19 protein-coding genes are annotated in these 22,262 nt (G+C 73.4%); 8 read left to right on the plus strand and 11 right to left on the minus strand.

Going from position 1 to position 22,262, the window contains the following annotated elements; translation table 11 throughout:
* Positions 1-945, minus strand: coding sequence for an SDR family NAD(P)-dependent oxidoreductase (locus ACZ4NT_RS31215; protein ID WP_121402313.1), 945 nt, complete (start codon positions 943-945; stop codon positions 1-3).
* A gap of 83 nt (positions 946-1,028) precedes the next feature.
* On the opposite strand from ACZ4NT_RS31215, the gene ACZ4NT_RS31220 reads away from it, so the two are divergent.
* Positions 1,029-1,964 (plus strand): cyclase family protein, encoded by a 936-nt coding sequence (locus ACZ4NT_RS31220; RefSeq protein WP_121402312.1) that lies wholly within the window; start codon positions 1,029-1,031, stop codon positions 1,962-1,964.
* 417 nt (positions 1,965-2,381) lie between these two features.
* On the opposite strand, the gene ACZ4NT_RS31225 is transcribed toward ACZ4NT_RS31220, so the two are convergent.
* The 4 genes from ACZ4NT_RS31225 to ACZ4NT_RS31240 all read right to left on the minus strand — a co-directional run bounded on the left by ACZ4NT_RS31225 (position 2,382) and on the right by ACZ4NT_RS31240 (position 6,591).
* The gene (locus ACZ4NT_RS31225) at positions 2,382-2,861 is read right to left on the minus strand and encodes an ATP-binding protein (RefSeq protein ID WP_121402311.1); all 480 of its coding nucleotides are present in this window, start codon (positions 2,859-2,861) and stop codon (positions 2,382-2,384) included.
* Between the two features lie 476 nt (positions 2,862-3,337).
* A complete protein-coding gene (locus ACZ4NT_RS31230) occupies positions 3,338-4,234 on the minus strand; it encodes an acyl-CoA dehydrogenase family protein (protein WP_467728488.1) in 897 nt (298 codons plus the stop codon).
* Positions 4,235-4,243: 9 nt separating this feature from the next.
* Positions 4,244-5,398, minus strand: coding sequence for an acyl-CoA dehydrogenase (locus ACZ4NT_RS31235; RefSeq protein WP_121402309.1), 1,155 nt, complete (start codon positions 5,396-5,398; stop codon positions 4,244-4,246).
* Complete coding sequence (locus tag ACZ4NT_RS31240) at positions 5,398-6,591, minus strand: amidohydrolase family protein (RefSeq protein WP_121402308.1); 1,194 nt, start codon at positions 6,589-6,591, stop codon at positions 5,398-5,400. Before ACZ4NT_RS31240 ends, ACZ4NT_RS31235 begins: the two co-directional genes overlap by 1 nt.
* Before the next feature lie 195 nt (positions 6,592-6,786).
* Here ACZ4NT_RS31240 and ACZ4NT_RS31245 point away from each other — a divergent pair, with 195 nt between their 5' ends.
* Positions 6,787-8,286, plus strand: coding sequence for a class I adenylate-forming enzyme family protein (locus tag ACZ4NT_RS31245; protein ID WP_467728489.1), 1,500 nt, complete (start codon positions 6,787-6,789; stop codon positions 8,284-8,286).
* 21 nt (positions 8,287-8,307) lie between these two features.
* Here ACZ4NT_RS31245 and ACZ4NT_RS31250 read toward each other — a convergent pair whose 3' ends face one another.
* Both ACZ4NT_RS31250 and ACZ4NT_RS31255 read right to left on the minus strand, forming a co-directional pair.
* Complete coding sequence (locus ACZ4NT_RS31250; RefSeq protein WP_467728490.1) at positions 8,308-8,820, minus strand: EF-hand domain-containing protein; 513 nt, start codon at positions 8,818-8,820, stop codon at positions 8,308-8,310.
* A gap of 174 nt (positions 8,821-8,994) precedes the next feature.
* Complete coding sequence (locus ACZ4NT_RS31255) at positions 8,995-9,375, minus strand: STAS domain-containing protein (protein WP_121402306.1); 381 nt, start codon at positions 9,373-9,375, stop codon at positions 8,995-8,997.
* Positions 9,376-9,707: 332 nt separating this feature from the next.
* Here ACZ4NT_RS31255 and ACZ4NT_RS31260 point away from each other — a divergent pair, with 332 nt between their 5' ends.
* Both ACZ4NT_RS31260 and ACZ4NT_RS31265 read left to right on the plus strand, forming a co-directional pair.
* Complete coding sequence (locus ACZ4NT_RS31260) at positions 9,708-10,289, plus strand: sigma-70 family RNA polymerase sigma factor (RefSeq protein ID WP_121402305.1); 582 nt, start codon at positions 9,708-9,710, stop codon at positions 10,287-10,289.
* On the plus strand, positions 10,286-11,998 hold the full coding sequence (locus ACZ4NT_RS31265) for a maleylpyruvate isomerase N-terminal domain-containing protein (protein WP_467728491.1): 1,713 nt from the start codon (positions 10,286-10,288) through the stop codon (positions 11,996-11,998). Before ACZ4NT_RS31260 ends, ACZ4NT_RS31265 begins: the two co-directional genes overlap by 4 nt.
* A gap of 105 nt (positions 11,999-12,103) precedes the next feature.
* Here the strand turns inward: ACZ4NT_RS31265 and purU are convergent, their stop codons facing one another.
* Together purU and ACZ4NT_RS31275 are read right to left on the minus strand one after the other, a co-directional pair.
* Positions 12,104-12,985: a formyltetrahydrofolate deformylase gene (gene purU, locus ACZ4NT_RS31270; RefSeq protein WP_121402304.1), complete on the minus strand. Its 882-nt coding sequence runs from the start codon at positions 12,983-12,985 to the stop codon at positions 12,104-12,106.
* Between the two features lie 47 nt (positions 12,986-13,032).
* Positions 13,033-13,533 (minus strand): SCO4402 family protein, encoded by a 501-nt coding sequence (locus ACZ4NT_RS31275; RefSeq protein WP_121402303.1) that lies wholly within the window; start codon positions 13,531-13,533, stop codon positions 13,033-13,035.
* Positions 13,534-13,651: 118 nt separating this feature from the next.
* Between ACZ4NT_RS31275 and ACZ4NT_RS31280 the strand changes: the two genes are divergently transcribed.
* On the plus strand, positions 13,652-14,965 hold the full coding sequence (locus ACZ4NT_RS31280; RefSeq protein ID WP_121404670.1) for an ABC transporter substrate-binding protein: 1,314 nt from the start codon (positions 13,652-13,654) through the stop codon (positions 14,963-14,965).
* 48 nt (positions 14,966-15,013) lie between these two features.
* On the opposite strand, the gene ACZ4NT_RS31285 is transcribed toward ACZ4NT_RS31280, so the two are convergent.
* Positions 15,014-16,759 carry a hypothetical protein gene (locus ACZ4NT_RS31285; protein ID WP_467728492.1) on the minus strand — a complete coding sequence of 582 codons (1,746 nt, stop codon included), beginning with the start codon at positions 16,757-16,759 and terminating at the stop codon, positions 15,014-15,016.
* Between the two features lie 247 nt (positions 16,760-17,006).
* Complete coding sequence (locus tag ACZ4NT_RS31290) at positions 17,007-18,392, minus strand: transcriptional regulator (protein ID WP_121402301.1); 1,386 nt, start codon at positions 18,390-18,392, stop codon at positions 17,007-17,009.
* A gap of 296 nt (positions 18,393-18,688) precedes the next feature.
* Between ACZ4NT_RS31290 and ACZ4NT_RS31295 the strand changes: the two genes are divergently transcribed.
* The 3 genes from ACZ4NT_RS31295 (at position 18,689) to ACZ4NT_RS31305 (ending at position 21,855) form a co-directional block, all read left to right on the plus strand.
* Positions 18,689-19,357, plus strand: a complete 669-nt coding sequence (locus ACZ4NT_RS31295) for a bifunctional DNA primase/polymerase (protein WP_121402300.1) — start codon at positions 18,689-18,691, stop codon at positions 19,355-19,357.
* A gap of 75 nt (positions 19,358-19,432) precedes the next feature.
* Positions 19,433-20,224 (plus strand): ABC transporter ATP-binding protein, encoded by a 792-nt coding sequence (locus ACZ4NT_RS31300; protein ID WP_121402299.1) that lies wholly within the window; start codon positions 19,433-19,435, stop codon positions 20,222-20,224.
* The gene (locus ACZ4NT_RS31305) at positions 20,221-21,855 is read left to right on the plus strand and encodes a transporter (RefSeq protein WP_467728493.1); all 1,635 of its coding nucleotides are present in this window, start codon (positions 20,221-20,223) and stop codon (positions 21,853-21,855) included. The genes ACZ4NT_RS31300 and ACZ4NT_RS31305 overlap by 4 nt, the downstream gene beginning before the upstream one ends.
* Positions 21,856-22,262 lie beyond the last annotated feature (407 nt).

The raw sequence follows: 22,262 nt of genomic DNA on the forward strand, positions 1-22,262 counted from the left end.
TCACCGCCTCACATCGGGTACTTCCGCGGCCGGTTGCGCGTTGGGGCGTTCCTTCGCGGCGGCGGCCCGGGCCATCGCCTCGACCCGCTCCAGCAGCGGCATCGGATCCACTCCCACGGTGCCGGGGAGGAAGTCCGCGATCCTCTCCGGCGTCCAGGCGCCCTCGGTGTAGGCGGCCCGCAGCTCCCGCGGCTGGGCCCAGACCGCGATCTTGGGGCCGGCGATCGTGTAGACCTGGCCGGTGATCCGCTCCTCGCGGGCACGGTCGGACAGGAGGTAGACGACGAGCGCCGCCACGTCCTCCGGCTCCCCGATCTCGGCGAGTTCCACGGGGACGTTCGCCGACATCCGGGTCCGGGCGACCGGTGCGACCGCGTTGGCGGTGACCCCGTACTTGTGCAGGCCCAGCGCCGCACTGCGGACGAGCGAGATGATCCCGCCCTTCGCCGCGCTGTAGTTGGCCTGGGCGACGGACCCCTGGTGGTTGCCGCTGGTGAAGCCGATCAGCGTGCCGGACCCCTGCCGGCGCATCACGGCGGAAGCCGCGCGGAAGACCGTGAAGGTGCCCTTCAGATGGGTGGCGACGACCGGGTCCCACTCCTGCTCGGACATGTTGAAGAGCATCCGCTCCCGCAGGATCCCCGCCACGCACACGACGCCGTCGATGCTCCCGTACGACGCCAGGGCCGTGTCGACCACCCGCTGGCCGCCCGCCATCGTGGAGATGTCGTCGGCCACCGCCACCGCTTCGCCGCCCGCCGCCCCGATCTCCTTGACGACCGCGTCGGCCACCTCGCTGGTCGGTTCGGCGCCCTCGACGGACACCCCGTAGTCGTTGACGACGACACGCGCCCCCTGGGCCGCCGCGGCGAGCGCGACGGCGCGGCCTATCCCCCGGCCCGCCCCGGTCACGGCGATGACCTTGCCTGCCAAGAAGTTCCCCACGTCGGCCCCTTCCCGCGGTTTCTGACGGACCGTTAGATTCTATGACCCGTCAGACACCCGGAGACAAGCCCCGCGGAGGACCCATGTCACTGCCGACGCCGCATCCGGCGTTCCACGACATCGCCGAGCGCGTGAACAACTGGGGCCGCTGGGGGGCGGACGACGAGATCGGGACGCTGAATCTCGTCACCGACGCGGTCGTGCGGGAGGCCGTGGCGAGTGTCCGCACGGGCCGCCGGATCCCGCTCGCGCTCCCCCTGCAGCAGGACGGGGTGCAGACCGGCATGATCCCGGGACGGGTCAACCCCCTGCACGTGATGGTGCAGATCAACCAGGAGCTGTTCGGCCCGGGCACCGTCGCCTGCAGCGACGACGTGGTGACCATGGGACTCCAGGCGGCCACGCACTGGGACGCGCTCCCCCACGTCTCCCACTCGGGGAGGCTCTACAACGGCCGCCCGGCCGACTCGATCACCCCGCACGGCGGAGCGGCCTTCGGGGGTATCGACAAGCCGCGGCACATCGTTTCGCGCGGCGTCCTGCTCGACGTCGCCCGGGCCAGGGGCGAGGACCGCCTGGACGGGGGTCACGCCGTGACGCCCGAGGATCTCGACGCCGCCGAGGAACTGGCGGGCACTCGCGTGCGCGCGGGCGACATCGTCCTCGTGCGCACCGGCCAGATCCAGGTGTGCCTCGCGGGCGACAAACACGCGTACGGCTACCCCTCGCCGGGCCTGTCGGTCCGCACACCGGAGTGGTTCCACGCCCGAGACGTCGCCGCGGTCGCGAACGACACCCTGACCTTTGAGATATTTCCTCCGGAAATAGAGGACTTGTGGCTGCCCGTGCACGCGCTCCACCTCGTCGAGATGGGGATGCTGCAGGGGCAGAACTGGAATCTCGAAGAGTTGTCCACAGCCTGTGGACAAGAGAGGCGCTACAGCTTCCTGCTGTCGGCCACCCCCGAACCGTTCGTCGGGGGCACGGGTTCACCGGTGGCTCCGGTCGCCGTGCTGTGAGCCCCGGGCGGCCGTCGCGCTCGGCGCCGACCGGTGGCGGCCGCGGCGGGGGATCGGCTGGCGGCGCGTCACTGCCCGCCCCGAGCTCGGCACCGCGCGCCGCCATCCGGCTCCGGCGTACCCGCCCTGCCCCCTCCGGGCCCTCGGGGAACCGACGCCGAATCACGACCCGCACTCGCCGAGGGCTTCCGTCACCGAAACCCTCGGCGTCCCCTCGCGGCGAATCGCTCAACACAAGCGTGATCAAACGGACACGGCACGTCAACACCCGTCAGGGTATTCATCACCTACACCCCTTTTGCGACAGCGCGTACGGAAGCACTGCACGGCGCATTCAGCCGTGGAGCACGCCGCGGACGCCGCGCACGTGCATGTATGCACGTTTCACCGGCGGGCCCGCACCACGACAGGGGTGGGCTACACGGCCTCGTACGCGAATCCCTCACAGGCCGGGAACGCCACCGCTCTCGCGACACCCGGAGCGCAGCGGTCCACCTCGCACCAGATGCGCTTGCCGGCACCCTCGGGACTCCAGCCCCAGCGGTCGGCGAGGCCGTCGACCAGCTCCAGGCCCCGGCCGTTGGTGTCGTCGCCCTGCGCGTGGCGCGGCGCCGGGGGGCAGGCACTGGAGTCGGCCACCTCCAGGCGGACCGTGCCGGCCGGCGCACCGGCTGGCTCGTCCCGCGTCCCGTGCAACTGGAGGCGCAGCACGGCCGGACAGCCGGTGTGCACGACCGCGTTGGTGACCAGCTCGGACACGAGCAGGATCAGCGTCTCGGCCAGTGGTTCGTCGGCCTCTATACCGGACACCGCGAGCCGCGAACGGGCCCAGCGCCTGGCACGCCCCACCTCAGCGGGGTCGGGCCGGATCTCCAGCTGCACTTGAAGCACCTGCACCGCTCACACCATCCGAACCGGCGGACACATCGCCTCGCGCCTCACCAGGGCCACGATCGTGGCCATCGCCTGCATGGCCAGAACCAGGGTCACGGAACGTGATTCCCTTGAGAGACAGCATGGTTGACGTACAGTCACCCCAACAAGCGCTTCGGGCATATTCCAGCGCGAAGGAGTACGCATACGGCATACTGTGCGACGCTCGTAACGGGGAGTCGAACAGGCCCGGACGACGGTCCGTCCAGCCCTGCGAGCGGCGCGCATCGCCGGGTCCGGCGCCGCCTCGGGGGCAGCACCGGTATGGTCCGGCCTCAGAACCACTCGCATCCCACACAAGGTACCGGAGCGCGCCGCCGACTCCAGGCCGTGACGAGTCACGCATAGGACACGACCCGGTCTCGACGCTCTGTGATTCCGGTATGCCACAGTCCGCGACATTCCCGTCGGGCGCCTGCCCCGCGCCCCTGCACAGAGCCTCACCACGCCGATCCGGACAGCAGATCCGCGGCCAGCATCTCCTCACTCTCCGTAGCCGATCCCGTTCTTTGCGTGCGCACCCACGCCCGTTTCAGATACAGATGGACGTCGGACTCCCAGGTGAAGCCCATGCCGCCGTGCACCTGGAGGCAGTCCCGGGCGCCGCGGACGGCCGCCTCGTCGGCCAGCAGCCGGGCGGCGGCGACGTCCCGCGGGTCGGCGGTGACGGCGGCCGCGTAGACGGCCGCTCGCGCCGTCTCCACCCGGACCAGCATCTCGGCGCACAGGTGCTGCACCGCCTGGAAGGCGCCGATCGGCCGGCCGAACTGTTCGCGTGCCCGGGCGTGTTGCACCGCCAGCTCACAGGTGCGGGCGGCGCCGCCCAGCTGTTCGGCCGCCGTGAGGAGGACGACGACGGGATCGAGCGGCGCACGGACGGGCACCCGGTGCAGCGGGGTGAGCGGGTCGACGGACCGCAGCGGCACGGCCCCCGCCACCGGATCCATCGCCGGCGGTCCCGGATCGCCCACGACGTCCGCGTCGTCCAGCCACTCCACGAGTCCGCCGTACGCGGCCGTCACCACCGTCTCGCCGGTGGCCGCCCCGGCCACCGTCCCGGCGGCCAGGTGCGTGGCCACCAGCGGTCCGGGCAGCAGCACGCGCCCGGCCTCCTCGAAGGCGAGCACGGCCTCCGGCAGGCCGAGGCCGACCCCGCCGTCCTCCTCGGGCAGCCGCAGCGCGAAGAACCCCGCCGCGCCGAGTTCGCGCCACAGCGCCCGGTCCAGACCGCCGCGGTCCACCGCCGCACGCAGCGCCCCGCCGCCCAGGCGCCCTTCGAGCAGCGCTCGCACACCCGTCCGCAACGCCTTCTGGTCGTCGGTGAGTTGGAAGTGCACGGAGAGCCGTCACCGCCCCTTCGGTAGGCCCAGGATCCGCTCGGCCACGATGTTCCGCTGGATCTGCGAGGTGCCGGCGGCGATCGTGTACGACAGCGACGACAGCCGGTCGTGCGTCCACTCGTGCCCGGCGTCCAGCGCGCCGGGCCCGAGCACCTCCGCCGCCGCGTCGTACAGCTCCTGGCGCGCGTGGGAGTACCGCAGCTTGAAGACGGACCCGCCGACGCCCGGCACCCCGCCCGTCCGCTGCGCCTCGCTCACGTTCCACTGCGTGAGCCGCCACAGCGCTCGGAACTCGGCGTTCAGCCGGCCGAGGCGGCGGCGCAGCACGGCGTCGTCCCAGCGGCCGTCGCGGCGGGCCCGGCCGGCGAGTTCGCGGAGCACCCGGCGGCAGGCGACGACCTCGCCGACGAAGGCCGTACCGCGCTCGAAGGACAGCGTCACCATGGTCACGCGCCAGCCGTCGTTCTCGGCGCCGACCCGGTTGGCCACCGGGACCCGCACCTCGTCGAGGAAGACCTCCGCGAACTCGGTCGAGCCCGCGAGCGTGCGCAGCGGGCGGACGGTGACGCCCGGCGCGTCCATGGGCAGCGCCAGCCACGAGATGCCGCGGTGCCTGGGGGCCTCGGGATCGGTCCGCACCAGCAGCTCGCACCAGTCCGCCACCTCCGCGTGGGAGGTCCAGATCTTCGACCCGCTCACCACGTAGTCGTCGCCGTCCCGCCGCGCGCGGGTGCGCAGCGCCGCCAGGTCCGAGCCCGCGTCCGGCTCGGAGAAACCCTGGCACCAGACCTCCTCGCCGCGCAGCACGGGAGGCAGCCAGCGGGCCCGCTGTGCGGCGGTGCCCTCGGCGGCGACGGTCGGCCCGGCGTGCAGCAGCCCGACGAAGTTGGCGCCCACGTAGGGCGCACCCGCCTTCTCGGTCTCCTCCAGGAAGATCAGGTGCTGGGTCGGGGTGGCGCCCCGGCCGCCCGCGTCGACGGGCCAGTGCAGCCCCGCGTACCCGGCGTCGTACAGCATCCGCTGCCAGCCGAGGTCGTACGCGCGCCGCCCGGGCCAGTCGTCGGGCGAGGGCCTGGGGGGCAGGCCCGGCAGCACGTCGCCGAGCCACGCGCGCAGCCGGGCGCGGAAGTCCTCCTCCTCGTCGGTGCAGGCGAGGTCCATTACGTGTCGAGGTCCAGGTCGAGCATGCGGATCGCGTTGCCCCGCATCAGCTTGTGGACGGTCTCGTCGTCGAGGCCCTTCACGTGGTCGAGGGCGACCTCCTTGGTGTGCGGGAAGGTCGAGTCGACGTGCGGGTAGTCGGTCTCGAAGGTGGCGTTGTCGCGGCCGACCACGTCCAGCGAGGCGACGCCGTGCTTGTCGCGGAAGAAGCAGCAGAAGATCTGCCGGTAGTAGTACGTCGACGGCGGCTCCGGGATCAGGTCCCTGACCCCGCCCCAGGCTCGGTGCTCCTCCCAGACGTCGTCGGCGCGCTCAAGGGCGTACGGGATCCAGCCCATCTGCCCCTCGGAGTACGCCAGTTTGAGGCGGGGGAACTTCACGAGCACGCCGGAGAACAGGAAGTCCATCATCGAGGCCATGGCGTTGTTGAAGCTCAGCGAGGCCTGCACGGCGGGCGGGGCGTCCGGGGACGCCGCGGGCATCTGGGAGCTGGACCCGATGTGCATGTTCACGACCGTGCCCGTCTCCTGGCAGGCGGCGAAGAACGGGTCCCAGTAGCCCGAGTGGATGGACGGCAGTCCGAGGTGGGTGGGGATCTCCGAGAAGGTCACGGCCTTCACCCCGCGGGCCGCGTTGTGCTCGATCTCGGCGACCGCCAGGTCGATGTCCCACAGCGGGATCAGACAGAGCGGGATCAGCCGGCCGCCGCTGTCGCCGCACCACTCCTCGACCATCCAGTCGTTGTAGGCGCGCACGCAGGCCAGGGCGACCTCCTTGTCGTGCGCCTCGGCGAAGGTCTGCCCGCAGAAGCGGGGGAAGGTGGGGAAGCACAGGGAGGCCTCGACGTGGTTGAGGTCCATGTCCTTCAGCCGCTCGGCCGGGTCCCAGCAGCCGCGACGCATCTCCGCGCGCGTGATGCCCTCCAGCGTCATCTCGTCGCGGTCGAAGCCGACGGCGGCGATGTTGCGCTTGTACGGGAACCTGAGGTCCTCGTAGACCCACCAGTCGGTCGGCGGGCCGTCGGGGTCCATGGTGATCCGGTACTTGCCCGCCTCGTAGGCGAGTTCACCGATGCCGGCGGTGAGCGGCTTGGGGCCTCGGTCGCGGTACTTCTGCGGCAGCCAGGTCTCGAAGAGGTGCGCGGGTTCGATCACATGGTCGTCGACACTGACGATCCGCGGCAGTTCCGTCATGAGTCCCCTCCACCGTGGGGTGCACGTCCGCTGACGTATCTGATGACCCGTCAGATAGCAGGCTAGCCGCGCACCTCTGGACCGACAAGGCGGTGCGCCCTACGCTCTGGCCACTATCTGACTGTTCGTCAGATGGTGGTCGCCGCGCAGCCCGCGGTGACGGGCCGCAGGCAAGCCGGCAGTGAGGGGATCGCCGTGAACGACACCGCACACGCACTCGCCGCGTCGCACACACTCTGGGAACTGGTGAGCCGCCGCGCCGAGCTGACCCCCGACCGGCCCGTCCTGCTCCAGGGCGACCGCACCCTGACCTTCGACGGGTTGCGCGAGCGCGCGGAGCGGGTGGCGGCGGGCCTGCACGGCATGGGCGTACGTCCGGGCACCGTGGTCGCCTGGCAGCTGCCCACCCGGATCGAGACCGCGCTGCTGTCCTTCGCGCTGGCCCGGCTCGGCGCGGTGCAGTCGCCGGTGATTCCCTTCTACCGGGACCGCGAGGTCGGTTTCGCCCTGCGGGAGTCCAAGGCCGAGTTCTTCGCCGTGCCCGGGGTGTGGCGCGGTTTCGACCACACGGAGATGGCGCGCGGGCTCGGCGCGAAGGGCGTCTTCGAGGCCGGCGACGAGCTGCCGGACGGCGATCCGTCCGTGCTGCCGGCCCCGCCCGCCGACGGCACCTCGGTCCGCTGGATCTACTGGACCTCGGGCACCACCTCCGACCCCAAGGGCGTGCTCCACACCGACCGTTCGCTGATCGCGGGCGGCTCCTGCCTGGCGCACGCGCTGCATCTGACCGCCGACGACGTGGGCTCGATGGCCTTCCCGTACGCCCACATCGCCGGCCCCGACTACACGGTGATGCTGCTGCTCTACGGCTTCCCCGCGGTGATGTTCGAGCACTTCGCGATGCCCGCGGCCCTGGCGGAGTACCGCCGGCACGGCGTGACGGTGGCGGGCGGATCCACGGCGTTCTACTCGATGTTCCTCGCCGAGCAGCGCAGGCGGCCGGACGAGAAGGTCGTCCCGACGCTGCGGCTGCTGGCCGGCGGCGGGGCGCCGAAACCGCCCGAGGTCTACCACAGCGTCGTCCGCGAGATGGGCGTCCAGCTCACCCACGGGTACGGGATGACCGAGGTCCCGATGATCACGATGGGCTCGCCCGACGACACGGCCGAGAACCTGGCGACGACGGAGGGGCGGCCCCCCGAGGGCATGCGCATCCGGATCGTGGACGGGGAGGTGCGACTGCGCGGCGAGGCCGTCTGCCGCGGGTACCTGGACCCGGCGCAGACCGCCGAGGCCTTCGACGACGAGGGTTTCCTGCGCACCGGCGACCTCGGCCGGCTGACCGACAGCGGTCACCTCGTGCTGACCGGCCGCCTCAAGGACGTGATCATCCGCAAGGGCGAGAACATCTCGGCCAAGGAGATAGAGGACCTGCTGCACCGGCATCCGGCCGTCGGCGACGTCGCCGTGATCGGACTGCCCGACGCCGAGCGCGGGGAGCGGGTCTGCGCGGTGGTCGAACAGCCTTCGGGGGCGCCCGCGTTGACCCTCGCGGCGCTGACCTCGTTCCTGCGCGCGGAAGGGCTGTCCGTGCACAAGCTGCCGGAGCAGCTCGAGGTGGTGGACGCCCTCCCGCGCAACGAGACGCTGCGCAAGGTGCTCAAGTACCGGCTCAGGGAGCGCTTCTCGGCGTGAGCGGCGGCCGGAGCGCGGGCCTCACTCGGGCACCGTGAAGTAGCGGGCGAAGGCGGTCACGACCTCCGTCTCGCCGATGCGTCCGTCGGCGTCCGTGTCGAGGGCGCCGGCCGCGTAGGCGGCGACGTCCTCGGGCGCGCCGAGGGCCTGCAGCACGCGCGCGGTCTCCTCGACCGTGGCCGCGCCGTCCCCGTCGGTGTCCGCCACGGCGAGCGCCGCGTGCAGGAAGGGGCGGGCGATCTCGGCGAAGCGGTCGGGGTTGTCGCGCAGGCGCTTCACCGCGCCGTTGACGAACTCCTCGCGCGTGATGCGCTGGTCGCCGTCCCGGTCGGCGATGCCCGCCATGCCCTGCCAGAAGGCCTCGGCGCCGCTGTAGAGGGCCTGGCCCTTGTCCGACCGGGCCGCCGTGCCGAACTGGGCGAGGACCGACTTGGCCGCCGCGTTGAAGTCCTCCCGGTCGATGTAGCCGTTGCCGTCCTGGTCGAAGGTGGCGAACCGGGCGGCGATCCTCCGCTCGTACTCGGTGCTGACCATGGTGTTCGGACCGCCTTACATCTCAGCCGGACTCTCAGCCGGACTGCGGGTTCATCTGGCAGGGAGCGTACGACGCCGACGCCCTCGTGGGAGCGGGAAAACGGCGCTTGTACCAAGACCGCGGGAATTCCGGGACAACTGTGTGGCACGACGGGCCCGCAGGTGTGACACGGATCACGCGGACAGCGGACGGGACTCCTCGTCGAGGGCGGTGTCGAGATCCGGGAAGACGTCGAAGAGCCGGCGCACCCCGAGGGCGGCGAGCACCCGGTTGACGTGCGAACCGTCCTCCGCGCCCTCGGCGGGCAGTATCAGCCTGAGCCGCCCCTGGCAGGAGCGGATGAGCCGACGCGTCGCGATGAGCACGCCCACACCGCTGGAGTCGCAGAAGAAGACCTCCGAGAGGTCGAGGACGAGACTGTGGCGGCCGTCGGCCACCGCGTCGTGCACGCGCTGGCGGACCACCGGCGAGGTCACCAGGTCCATCTCGCCCGCCACCTGGAGCACGGCCCAGCCGCCTCGCTCCCCGTCGGTCACCTTGAGCGTCACCGCCACGCCTCTCGTCGCTCGCCGGAAACGGAATCCGCTCCCTCGGTTCTCCTGGGCGGCTGCCCGGCACCCCTTTCCATGAAACACCCGTGCGTGGCCGAAGAACCGTCCCGGTCGAGCCAAATCACTCCGGGGCGATCTGCCCCGATCAGGCCTGATCGGGGAGGAGACGGGTAGGCGCCGGCCCGACGGGCGCCCACTACCATCCACCGCTCGCCAGGGGGCGCACAATGCCGCAAAGGGGCGTGCGTTGTCGGACGTGCCGACTACATTCAAGACAGCGATGCACACAGGCTGGACCGAGGACAGGCGCCGGGACGGGCAGGGGTGAGGGCCGTATGGCGAAGAAGGACGCACCGCCCCGCTGGGACCGCAAGATGCAGCAGCGGCTCGCCCGCGGGGAGGCGGCGGCGCTCGGCGAGCTCTACGACCGGTTCGCTTCGCTCGTGCACGGGCTGGCCCATCGCGTGCTCGGGGACGAGCACGCGGCCGACGGCATCACCCGCGAGGTCTTCGTCCACGTGTGGGAGAACCCCGACGCGTACGACCCCAAGCAGGGTCCGCTGCGGTCCTGGGTCGCGATGCTGACCCACCGGCTCGCCGTGCAGCGGCTGCGCGCCACCGAGACCGCGGCCCTCGCCGGCAGCGGCCGGGACGGCACGGAGGAGCTGGAGCGCCGGGTGCGCCGCGCCTCGGTGGCCGCCCGCGCGGACTACATCGTCACGTCGATGCCCACGCCGCTGCGGGCCGCCCTGGAGCGGGCCTACTTCCAGCGCCGCGACTACCGCCAGACCGCCGTCGACCTCGGCATCACCGAGGACGAGGCCCGCCGCAGGCTCCGCCTCGGACTCCAGCTGCTGTCCACGGCGCACGACACCGGCCGCTCCGGGACGCCGCCCGAACCGGGGAGCGTGCGGTGAACGAGGACGCGGACCGTTTCGACACCTTCGGCCCGGAGGACCCGCTCGGGGAAGCCGCGGCCTCCGCGGGCGACACCCGGGGCGGGCACCCGGCGCGGGACCGGCACGCCGACGGCGACGCACCACTCGGGGACTCCGGCGGCGCGGAGGAGCCCGGCGACGCGCTCGGTTCCGGCCGCCCGGGCGAGGTCGGCGGGGCCGACGGCTCCGGGGGCTCGGAGGGCCCCGGCGGCCCGGGCAGTTCCGGTGAGCGCAAGGGGTCCGGCAGTTCGGAAGCCGGCGGGCCGGAAAGCTCCGGTGGCCCGGAAGGCGTCGGTGGTCCGGGCCATTCCGGTGGACCGGAAGAGGCCGGCGGACCGGAAGGGTCCGGTGGCTCGGAAGCCAGTGGGCCGGAAAGCCCCGGCGGTTCGGAAGCCGGCGGCCCGGACAGCTCCAGCGGACCGGACGGCTCCCGGTGGTCGCGGGGTGACAGTGGCTTCCCGGCTGGGGAAGGCGGGCCGGAGGGCGCGGGCGGGGTGCCGCCGCGGATACCGCCGCCCCGCGCCTCCGTCGAGGACACCGGACGCCCACTCCCCGAACCGGCCACGCCGGCCGTGCCGCTGTTCCTGGAGCACCGCGTCCTGAAATCGCTGCTCGGCGCGTGGGCGCTCGCCGCCTGCTCGGCGGAGGAGACGGCGGCCGTGGAGGACCACCTCGGCGCGTGCGGTGCCTGCGCGGACGAGGCCCGACGGCTGCGCGAGGCGGTCGGACTGCTGCACCCGGCCGAGAGCCTCGACCTCGACCCGACGCTGCGCACCCGGGTCCTGGAGGGCTGCCTCGACCGGCGTCCGCCGCGCATCCCGGTGCCCGACTGGGCGGCTCCCTACGACGCCGAGACCGCGCGCCTCGACGCGCTGCTCCAGGACATCGGCGGCGCCGAATGGCACGCCCCCGTCCGGCTGCGCTGGTTCGACGGCGAGGGACCCGTCAGCCGTCGGACGACCGTCGCCGGGGTGATCGCCCACCTGCTCAGCGTGGACGGCCTGGTCGCCGTCGCGCTGGGCCTCGACGACCCGCTGGGCGGAACCCGCCCGGACGAGGGGTCCCCCGCGGGGCGGACCGAGGCGTACTGGGCCGCGTCGCACTTCCCGCCCACCCGGGCGCTGCGCGGGCCCTGGCGGGAGCAGAGCCACAACCTGGTCCGTACGGTCGCGTTCGCCGGCGGCGGCTCGGGCCTGCTCCCCGTGCCCTACGGCGGCTTCGAACTGCCGCTGCGGGACTCCATGCTGGACCGGGCCTTCGAGTGCTGGGTGCACGCGGGCGACATAGCCGAGGCGGTGGACTATCCCTACGAGCCGCCCGCGCCGCGCCATCTGCACCGCATGATCGACCTGGCGGCGCGCATGCTGCCCGCCTCGCTCGCCGAGCGGCGCCGCGCGGGCCTGTCGTCCCCGCCGGCCCGGCACCTGGTGGCGGCCGGCGCGCCGGGGCGCAGCCTGCGACTGGAGATCGAGGGGTCCGGCGGCGGGGAGTGGCTCATTTCGCTCGATTCACCCGGCGCCGTCGCCTCCGCCGAGCGCGAGGTGGCCCATGTCGCGCTGGACGGGGTGGAGTTCTGCCGGCTGGCCGCCGGGCACGTGTCGCCGGAGGAGGCCGCCGCCGGGCAGGACGGGGACCGCGAGGCGATCAGGGACGTCCTGCGGGCGGCGGCGTCCCTCAGCCGTATGTAGGGGGCGGGGCCGGTCCGGGCCCCTCGCCCCCGCCGCCCGCCGGTGCGGCCGTCCATTCCGGGCCCCGGCCGCTTCCCGGGCGCGGGACGGGCCGGCCTGCCTGCCTCAGGCGAAGACGACCGTGCGGCGGCCGTTCAGGAGGATGCGGCGCTCCGCGTGCCACTTCACTGCGCGGGCAAGCGCCTGGCACTCCACGTCGCGGCCGATGGCGACGAGCTGGTCGGGGGTCACGTCGTGGCCGACCCGCTCGACCTCCTGCTCGATGATCGGGCCCTCGTCGAGATCGGCCGTCACGTAGTGCGCGGTGGCGCCGATGAGCTTCACACCGCGGGCGTGCGCCTGGTGGTACGGCTTGGCGCCCTTGAAGCTCGGCAGGAAGGAGTGGTGGATGTTGATGATCCGGCCGCTGAGCTGCTTGCACAGGTCGTCCGAGAGCACCTGCATGTAGCGGGCAAGGACGACCAGTTCCACGTCCTCGGCGCGTACCAGCTCCAGGAGCTGCGCCTCGGCCTCCGCCTTGGTGTCCTTCGTGACCGCGATGTGGTGGAAGGGGATGTCGTACGACGCCACGAGCTCGGCGAAGTCGGTGTGGTTGGAGACCACGGCGGCGATGTCGACGGGCAGCGCGCCGATGCGGGCGCGGAAGAGCAGGTCGTTCAGGCAGTGGCCGAACCTGCTGACCATGAGGACGACCCGCATCCGGTCCTCGGCCCGGTGGATCTGCCAGTCCATGTGGAAGGCGTCACCGATCGCGGTGAAGCTGGCGCGGAGCTTCTCCACCGTCACCGGCGCCTCGGCCGAGAAGTGCACCCGCATGAAGAACAGGCCCGTGTCGTGGTCGCCGAACTGCTGGCTGTCCTCGATGTTGCAGCCGGTCATGAACAGGTAGCTCGACACTGCGTGCACGATCCCCTGCTTGTCCGGGCAGGAGAGAGTGAGGACGTACTGCTCGGCGGGCGCGGCGGCGCGGACGGACTGCTCGTTCATGCACGCCAGGGTCCCATACCCGGCCGCTGCGGCGGGCGCGTGTCCCGCTAGGCGGACCGGGTCAGGATCCTGAGCACCTCGAGCGTGCGGGGCGGCACCTCGGGATCGTCGCCGTCGCTCGCCGCCAGGCGCAGATGCGCGTCGCGGGCGGCCCGGACGGCCTCCGGCCACGCGTGGTGGTCGAGGTAGGCGGAGACCGGCGCGTCGGGCCCGACCTGGTGCATGATCCGCAGGACGCGCAGCACGGCGGTGTCGACGAGCGCCGCCTCCTGCGAGTCGCGGAAGATCGTGCCGACGTACTTCTCGGCGGACCAGTTGTCCAGCCAGGTGTCCTCGACCAGGCGGTACACGGCGTCGGTGACGTCCCCGTACCCGTCGACGCCGGCGAGCCAGACGTCTCGCTGGAACCCGGGGTCGGAGAGCATGTGCAGCGCGGAGCGCACATTGCTGCGCCAGCGCCACCACGGCATGTCGTTCAGTGGCATGCCGCCCATGGTGGGGGAGCGACGGCCGCGACGGGAAGAGTTCTCCGAACCTTGCACGGTCATCGATCGTACGTTCCCCGCACGACTCCCCTCACCGCACCCCGTTTGTTCACCCGCGCGTCACCGAGGGTTGACCGCCGGTCACTCGCGGGTTGGCCGTGTGAGGGAATCGTGCATGGGCATGACCGGCAGGCGACGCACTCGCAGCTCCTCCCCCTCCGTTCCGTCCCGCCCCCTGAAGGCCATGCTGCTCTCAGCGGGCGCTCTGGCGGTGTGCGCGTCGATCGCCGTCGGCTGTGGGGTCGTCCCCGGTGTCACAGGGGGTTCCGGGGGCGACTCCATCACCGTCATGACGTGGGCGCCCGAGGAGACCGCCGCGACGAACAAGCCCGGCATGCCCGCGATGGCCCAGGCCTACGCGCGCTGGGTCAACTCCCGGGGCGGCATCAACGGCCGCGAGCTCAGGGTGCTCACCTGCAACGACCACGACGACTCCGTGGACGCCGCGAAGTGCGCCCGCCGCGCGGCCAAGGAGGACGTCGTCGCCGTGGTGGGCTCCTACAGCCAGCACGGCGGCTCCTTCCTCCCTCCGCTGCAGGGCGCCGGCATCCCGTACATCGGCGGCTACGGCCTGACCGACGACGAGTTCAAGAGCCCGCTCTCCTACCCGGTCAACGGCGGACAGCCCGCGCTGCTGGCCGGCCTCGGCGAGGAGCTCGGCCGAACCTGCGGTCCCGTCTCGTTCGTCCGCCCGGACACCATCGCGGGCGACGAGCTCCCGGTCCTGCTCAACGCGGGTCTGGAGAAGGGGCGGCACGCGCCGGCCGTGGACCTGCGGGCCGCCGAGGACTCCACCGAGTACGCCGGGCAGGCCGACCGGGCCCTCGCCAGGGCGAGCACGGACCCCGCGAAGCGCGGATGCGTGGTGTCCGCGCTCGGGGACCGCACGGCCGCCTTCATGGACTCCTTCCGCCACCACCGGGAGGACTACCCCAAGGTCCGCACCGCCTCCGTGCTCGGCAGCGTCGACCAGACGGTGATCGACACCACCGGCGGCAAGTCGGGCCCGTACGAGAGCGCGTACGTCACCAGCTGGTACCCGGCGTCGAGCGACGCGCGCTGGAACCCCATGAAGTCGGTCATCCGCGCGCAGGCCTTCAAGGACAACCGGATCGACCCCTCGGACGCCGGGGTGCAGACCACCTGGATCGCCTACCGGGTCCTGGAGCAGGTCGTCGAGGCCCTCGGTGACGGCGAGGTGAGCGCCCGTACCGTCCGGCGCAAGCTCGACGACGGCATGAAGGTCACCACGGGCCGGCTCACGCCGACGCTCAGCTGGCGTTTCGAGGACCTGCTCGCGGCGGTCGACTTCCCGCGCCTGACCAACGCCGACGTCACCTTCCAGGTGGTCCGCGGGGGCCAACTGGCCTCCGCGCGGCGCGGGTTCGTCAACGTGTCCAAGACGCTGGAGAGCGCGGCCTCCAACTCCCTGTGAGAGCGCCGGCCGCGCGGACCGCTCCCGCCGTCCGCGCGGCCGGCGGACTCAGAGCTGCGTCGCCTGACGCTGGGTCAGGCCGTAGGTGGTGGCGATGGAGTTCCACAGCTGCGCGGCCTTCGCCTTCTGCACGCTGGCGGTGCCGCTCGCACGGTCGCCGGCCTGGGACTGCGGCGTGGTGCGGGCACGGTGCTTGCGGCAGCCGTGCTTGGCGGCGGTCTGGTCGGCCCAGGCGGCGTAGTGGCTGTCCGCCGACGCGGACGCCTTCCAGGCGTTGGTGAGCGCGGTCGTCAGGTCCGCGTTGTTCGGCAGCTTGTCGACCTGGAGCTCGGAGAGCCGGGTGACGAGGTTGTTCCGCTGCCGGGCGGCGGCGCGCAGATCGGTGGCCGCCTGGCCCAGGTTGCTGCAGACCCGTACGTTGCCGACGGCCTTGATCACGGAGTCCCGGCTGTTGTTGCTGTCCGCCAGCAGCTTGTCGAGCGCGACGGCCTGCTCCTTCGCCGGATCGGCGGACGCCGAGGCCGACTCCGGGCCGCCGGACGCCGTCGCGGAGACGGGCGTGCTGTCGCCCTTGTCGTCGCTGTCGGAGCCGGTGCTGAGCAGCGCTCCGGCACCGATGCCGAGCACGGCGATGCCCACGCCGACGGCGGCGATCACCGGCACCCGCGAACCGGTGCGGCTGCGCCCGCTCCCGCCGTCGGCGGCGGCGCCACGCCGGGCGGCGGCCCGCCCGCCCGGTGCACCGGGGCCCGCGCCCTGCGCGGACTGCGGGTGCCGGGGGTCGATCCGGGGCAGTTGCTGCGTGGACGCGGGGCCTTCGGCCTCACTGCGGAAGAGGTTGTCGAACTCCGCGGGGGGCGTGCGGTCCTCCGGGCCCCCCGGCCGTATGCCGTACGAGGCGCCGGCCGGCTCCGCGGGCACGGGGGCGATGAACTGGGTGGCCTGGGCGTCCGGGTCCGCGGGGAAAGGCAGGGGTCCCGCACCCGCCCGGGGCGCGCGCCCCAGATACCGCGTCGCGTCGGCGGGCACCTCGGGCGGCAGCGCGCCGGGTCCCGCGGGTCCCGCACCGGGGCCCACCGGCGGCAGGTACTGGGTGGCACCCTCGTCCGGCGCCGCCGCGACGGGCGGCAGGTACTGCGTGGCGCCCTCGTCGGCGGCGGACGGCACCGGCGGGATGTACTGGGTGGCACCCTCGTCCACGGAGGCGGCGGGCGGCAGCGGCGACGCGGGCGCGCCGGGGGCCTGCGGGGCGGGGCCGGTGCCGTAGCCGGGTTGCGTGCCCTCCGGCGGCAGCGGCTGCGGCTGCGCCGGAGCGCCGTCCCAGCCCTGCCCGGCACCCGACGCGTTCCAGCCCTGCGCGGCGCCGGGCCCGTCCCAGCCCTGGGCCGCCGGGGCCTCGTTCCATCCCCGGCCCGGACCGGACTCGCTCCAGCCACCGGACCCGGCGGCAGCCGAGGGGGTGCCCCAGTCCGCGGCCGGGGCGGACCCCGGCTGCTCGGACGCTCCCCAGGCCGGGGGCGGGGAGGCCGCACCGCCGGCCGGTGCCCCCCAGCCGGGCCGGGCGGGCTGTCCGGGGTCGCCCTCGGGACCCTGGTCCGCGCCCTCACCGGGCTGCGTGCCCTGCTCCGCCGACGCGGCGGGCCCCCACGGGCGGTCCCAGGCCTGACCGCCGGCCGGGACCGTACGGTCGCCCGTCATACCCGGCAGGAGGGGTTCCCCGCCGTCGGAGGGCAGCACGATGCCTTCGCGCGCGGGCCGCGCCGAGGGCGAATCGCCCTGTCCACTCTGCGTCACCGGGACTCCTACGAATGGGGGACCTTCGGAATCGTCGGCTCACGCTACCGGGTCACGACAACCCGGTGCCACGCAGCACATGACCTGACCCCCTGCCCCGGTGGCACGCAGGCCGAAGCGGGTCCCCGGTGCGCCCACCCGCCTCCTCCTCTCGCGCGCCCGCCGGTTCCCCGCCTGTTCACGGCCCCGCCCCCCGTACGTTCACCTCGCGCGCGCCGCATCTCCACATGCGGCGCGCCGCACCCGTCTAGGCCGCCGCCTGCAGGTCCATCCGCGCCCCGAACTCCCTTACCACGGGCTCGTCCCGGTACGGTTCGAGCCGCTGCTGGAGGTCCTCCAGATATTCCGCCCCGCGGTTGGACCGCAGCGTGCCGAGGAGCTCGACCGCGCGCAGACCCGTGTGGCAGGCCTGCTCGATCTCGCGCTGCTGCACCTGTGCGGTCGCCAGCAGTACGAAGCCGATCGCCCGGCGCCGCGCCCGCGACTCGGGGTGCCCCGCGAGGGACTCCTCCGCGCACCGCGCCGCCTCCGCCGCCTGGCCCAGGTCCCGGTGGCAGTGCGCCAACTCGTCCGCCAGATAGGCCTCGTCGAAGTGGGCGATCCACGTCGGATCGTCCCCGGAGGCCGCGTCCGCCGATTCCAGGGCGGTGATCGCCCGGCCCGACGCCAGCTGGGCCGCCCGGGCGTCGCCCATCAGCGCGTGCCCGCGGGCCTCGGCGGCGTGGAACATCGACTCCGCGCGCGGGGTCACGCGGCCGCGGGCACCCTCCTGGGCCGCACGGGCCAACTGCGCGATCTCCCGCGGGTTTCCGAGCTGGGCGGCCAGGTGACTCATGGAGGCGGCCAGCACATAGCCGCCGTAGCCGCGGTCGCCCGCCGCCTGCGCCAGCCGCAGCGCCTGGATGTAGTACCGCTGGGCCAGGCCCGGCTGACCGGTGTCGACGGCCATGTACCCGGCCAGCTCCGTCAACCGCGAGACCGCGGCGAACAGTTCGCGCCCGACCGCCTCCCGGTAGGAGCCGGCGAGCAGCCCGGAGACCACACTGTTCAGGTAGTGCACGACGACCGGCCGTACGTGACCGCTGCCGTACTGGTGGTCCAGCTGCACCAGCGCCTGGGTCATCGCCCGCACCGCCGCCACGTCCGCCTGCCCGACCCGGGGTCCCGCGGCGCGCGCGACCTGCGAGTCCGGCGACGAGATCAGCCAGTCGCGGCTCGGCTCGACCAGCGCGGAGGCGGCGACCGACGACCCGGAGAGGAAGTCCCGGCGCCCCACGTCGCTGCGCCACAGCTCGCAGACCTGCTCGATGGCGCCCAGCACGGTCGGCGAGAACTGCAGCCCGACACCGGACGCGAGGTTCTTGCCGTTGGCCATCCCGATCTCGTCGATGGTGACCGTCCGGCCCAGCTTGCGGCCCAGCGCCTCGGCGATGATCGCCGGTGCCCGCCCCCGCGGCTGCTGCCCGCGCAGCCAGCGCGCCACCGACGTCTTGTCGTAGCGCAGGTCGAGTCCGTGTTCCGCGCCGCACATGTTGACCCGGCGGGCCAGTCCGGCGTTCGAGCAGCCCGCTTCCTGGATGAGCGCCTGCAGTCGTTCGTTCGGCTGCCGCGCGACGAGAGGCCTTGCGGCCATGGCGTACCCCCTGCTTTGCGGTGCCTGCCCACGCACCGAGTTGACGTGTCCTCAGTGGCCGGCCCCGGTGGACGAAGCCGGCCAGGAAGATCAATGCCCCGTCGAGATACGGAAGATGCGAGGCATGTGAGGATTGCCGGGGTAAGGCCGATTGCCCGACCCCACAGGTGGTTACCCACGCCCCGCTGCCGCTGCCCGTGCGCGCCCCCGCCCGTGCATCCATGCGCCCCGGATGCGGAATCGATGCTCCTCCCCCGCGCGCGCGTCGCCCGTAACCCGAGGTGGGTGCGGGAGTTGTGTTCACCGTGGACGAGACCATCGCAGGCACCGAGACCGCCCAGATCCCCGCCCAGCGCGGCGAAGCGCTGCTGGACACCGCCGTGCGCTATGCCGAGGAGCGCCACTGGGACGTGTTCCCCGGCACCTGGCTCGAAGCCGTCGACGGGACGCAGCGCTGCTCCTGCGGCGAGCCCGCGTGCGCCCTGCCCGGCGCACACCCGGCGCGCGAGGACTGGGCGACCCAGGCGACCGGCAGCGCGACCGTCGCCCGCCGGATGTGGTCCAAGCAGCCCACCGCGTCGATCCTGCTGCCCACCGGGCGCACGTTCGACGCCATCGACGTACCCGAGACGGCCGGGTTCCTGGCCCTCGCCCGCATGGAACGCATGGAACTCACCCTCGGCCCGGTCACCTGCACCCCGGACCGGCGCATGCAGTTCTTCGTGCTCCCGGGAGCCGCGGCCAAGCTCCCCGACCTCGTCCGCAAGCTCGGCTGGCCGCCCGCCTCCCTGGACCTGGTCGCACTCGGCGAGGGCACGTACGTGGCCGCCCCGCCCACGCGGTACGGGTCCCGGGGCGCCGTGCAGTGGGCCTGCCGGCCGACCCCGGCGAACCGGTGGCTGCCCGACGCGGAGGAGCTCGTGTCCCCGCTCGCCTACGCGTGCGGACGGGACGGGCGCCGGTAGTCCCGCGCGGGCCGAGGGCCCGGCCTGGACCCTCGGCCCCTCGGCGCCGGGGGCGCTCCCCCTTAGGGTGCTTGCATGACCGAGGCAGCAGGGGCGCATGTGCCCGCCGTACGCGTGCGGGGGCTCTGGAAGCGGTTCGGGGAACAGATCGCCGTCGCCGGGATCGATCTGGAGCTCCCCGCGGGGCAGTTCATCGGACTCGTCGGACCGAACGGAGCCGGGAAGACCACCACCCTCTCGATGGTGACCGGCCTGCTCAGGCCCGACCAGGGCACCGTCGAGGTCGTCGGCCACGACGTGTGGCGGGACCCGGTGGAGGTCAAGGCCCGGATCGGGGTGCTGCCCGAGGGGCTCAGGCTCTTCGAGCGGCTCTCCGGGCGCGAACTCCTCGCGTACACCGGCCGGTTGCGCGGCCTGCCCGGCGCGGAGGTCGACAAGCGGGCCGGCCAGCTCCTGGACGTCCTGGACCTCGCGGGTGCCCAGCACAAGCTCGTCGTCGACTACTCGACCGGCATGCGCAAGAAGATCGGCCTGGCCTGCGCCCTGCTGCACAACCCCGAAGTCCTCTTCCTGGACGAGCCGTTCGAGGGCGTCGACCCCGTGTCCGCGCAGATCATCCGGGGCGTGCTGGAGCGCTACACCGCCTCCGGCGCCACCGTCGTCTTCTCCTCCCACGTGATGGAGCTCGTCGAGTCGCTGTGCGACTGGGTGGCGGTGCTGGCGGCCGGGCGCATCCGCGCGCACGGCCCCCTCGCCGAGGTCCGCGGCGCCGCCCCCTCGCTCCAGCAGGCCTTCCTCGAACTCGTCGGCGCGCACGGCCGCGCCACCGGCTCCGACCTCGACTGGCTCGGCGGCGGCGCGCGATGAGCACGACCACGGCACCAAGGCCGGCCGCGCCGGTGGCGCCCGCCGCGTCCGTCACCGCCGTCTTCGTACGCCTGAAGCTCTCGCTCCTGCGCAACGGGCTGCGGCAGTCGGCCGGACGGCGGGCCGCGTACATCGCCTCGACCGTCCTCGTGCTGCTCGTCGCCGCGCTCCAGCTGCTCGGCCTGATCGCCCTGCGCGGCAACGCCCATGCCGCGGCCGTCACCGTGCTGCTGGTGTCGGTCCTCGCGCTCGGCTGGGCCGTGATGCCGCTGTTCTTCCCCAGCGGCGACGAGACCCTCGACCCCACCCGGCTGGTGATGCTGCCGCTGCGGCCCCGGCCCCTGGTGCGGGCCCTGCTCGCGGCCTCCCTCGTCGGCATCGGTCCGCTGTTCACGCTCTGCCTGCTCACCGGCTCCGCGATCGCGGTCGCGCACGGTCCGGCGGCGTACGTCACCGCGGTCGCGGCCGTGGTGCTCGCCCTGCTCGTGTGCGTGGCCCTCGCCCGGGCCGTCGCCGCCGCCAACATCCGGCTGCTGACCAGCCGCCGGGGACGGGACCTCGCGGTGCTGAGCGGCCTGGTCGTCGCCGTCGGGGCGCAGCTGGTCAACTTCGGTGCGCAGCGGCTCGGTTCGGCCGGCGGCCTGTCCGCGCTCGACCCCGTGGGCGACGTGCTGTGCTGGGTGCCGCCCGCCTCCGCGATCGGCGCGGTCCACGCGGTGAGCGAGGGCTCGTACGGCGTCGCGGTCGCGCGGTTCGGTCTCGCCGCCGCGGCACTGGCGGGCCTGCTGGCCCTCTGGTCCCGGAGTCTGACCCGGCTGATGACCTCGCCGGACGGGTCGACCCTCCAGGCGGCGGAGCCCGCCGCCCGGGAGCGCGGCTCCACGGGCCTGAGCCGGCTGCTGCCCGCCGGGCGCACCGGGACCGTCATGGAGCGGAGCCTGCGGTACGTGTGGCGCGACCCCAAGACCAAGGCGGCCTGGGTGACCTCGCTGGCCATCGGGCTCATCGTGCCGGTGTTCAACGCCCTCCAGGGCACCGGGTCGATCTACTTCGCCTGCTTCGCGGCCGGGATGCTCGGCATCCAGATGTACAACCAGTTCGGGCAGGACACGTCCGCCTTCTGGATGGTCGCCATGACGGTCTCCTCCTCCAGGGACGCCTACGCGGAGCTGCGGGGGCGGGCGCTGGCCCTCCTGGTGATCACGCTGCCGTACGCGACGCTCGTGACCGTCCTGACCACCGCGCTGCTCGGCGACTGGCCCCGGCTGCCCGAGGTGCTCGGGCTGTCCTTCGCGCTGCTCGGCTCGATGCTGGCGACCGGTGCCTGGTCGTCGGCGCGCTTCCCGTACTCGATCCCCCAGGAGGGCTACAAGAACGTGGCCCCCGGTCAGGCGGGCCTCGCCTGGATCTCGATCTTCGGCGGGATGGTCGCGGCGGCGCTGCTGTGCGCCCCCGTCATCGCGCTCACGATCTGGCTGAACGTGGCCGCGGACGGCGACGGATGGAGCTGGCTGCTGCTGCCGGTGGGCACCGCGTACGGCGCACTGATCACCCTGCTCGGCCTGCGGCTGGCGGCCCCGCGCACGGCTCGGCACCTGCCGGAGATCCTGGCGGCGGTGAGCAGGGGCTGACGGGGCCGGGCAGGTCCGAGCGGGAGCCGCGCCCTGGCGACTGCGGGACCGGCCGGGCGGGAGCCCGCGCCCCGACAGCTGAGGGACGGTCCGGGCAGGCGCTACGCCCCAGCGACTCAGGGCCGGCCGGGATGGAGCCGCGGCCCAGCGACTGCGGGTCGGCCGGGCTGGAGCAGCGGCCGGCGACGGTGCGCACCGCCGGGCATCGCCGTGCAGCGGGCAGGCCGCCGACAACATCCCGGCCTCGACCGCCAGCGACCCACGCCCGGCACCGCAGGGCACGGCCAGGCACCGGAGTAAGGGCGCACGGCCCGAGTGCCGGGGGCAGGGGGATGCCGTGGGTCACGTAGACGCCCGTCGAGGGCAGGCGGGCGGTCGGCCGCCGGGGGCGCACCCCCGCGCGTCGA

The sequence above is a fragment of the Streptomyces sp. NPDC026417 genome (assembly GCF_055567695.1).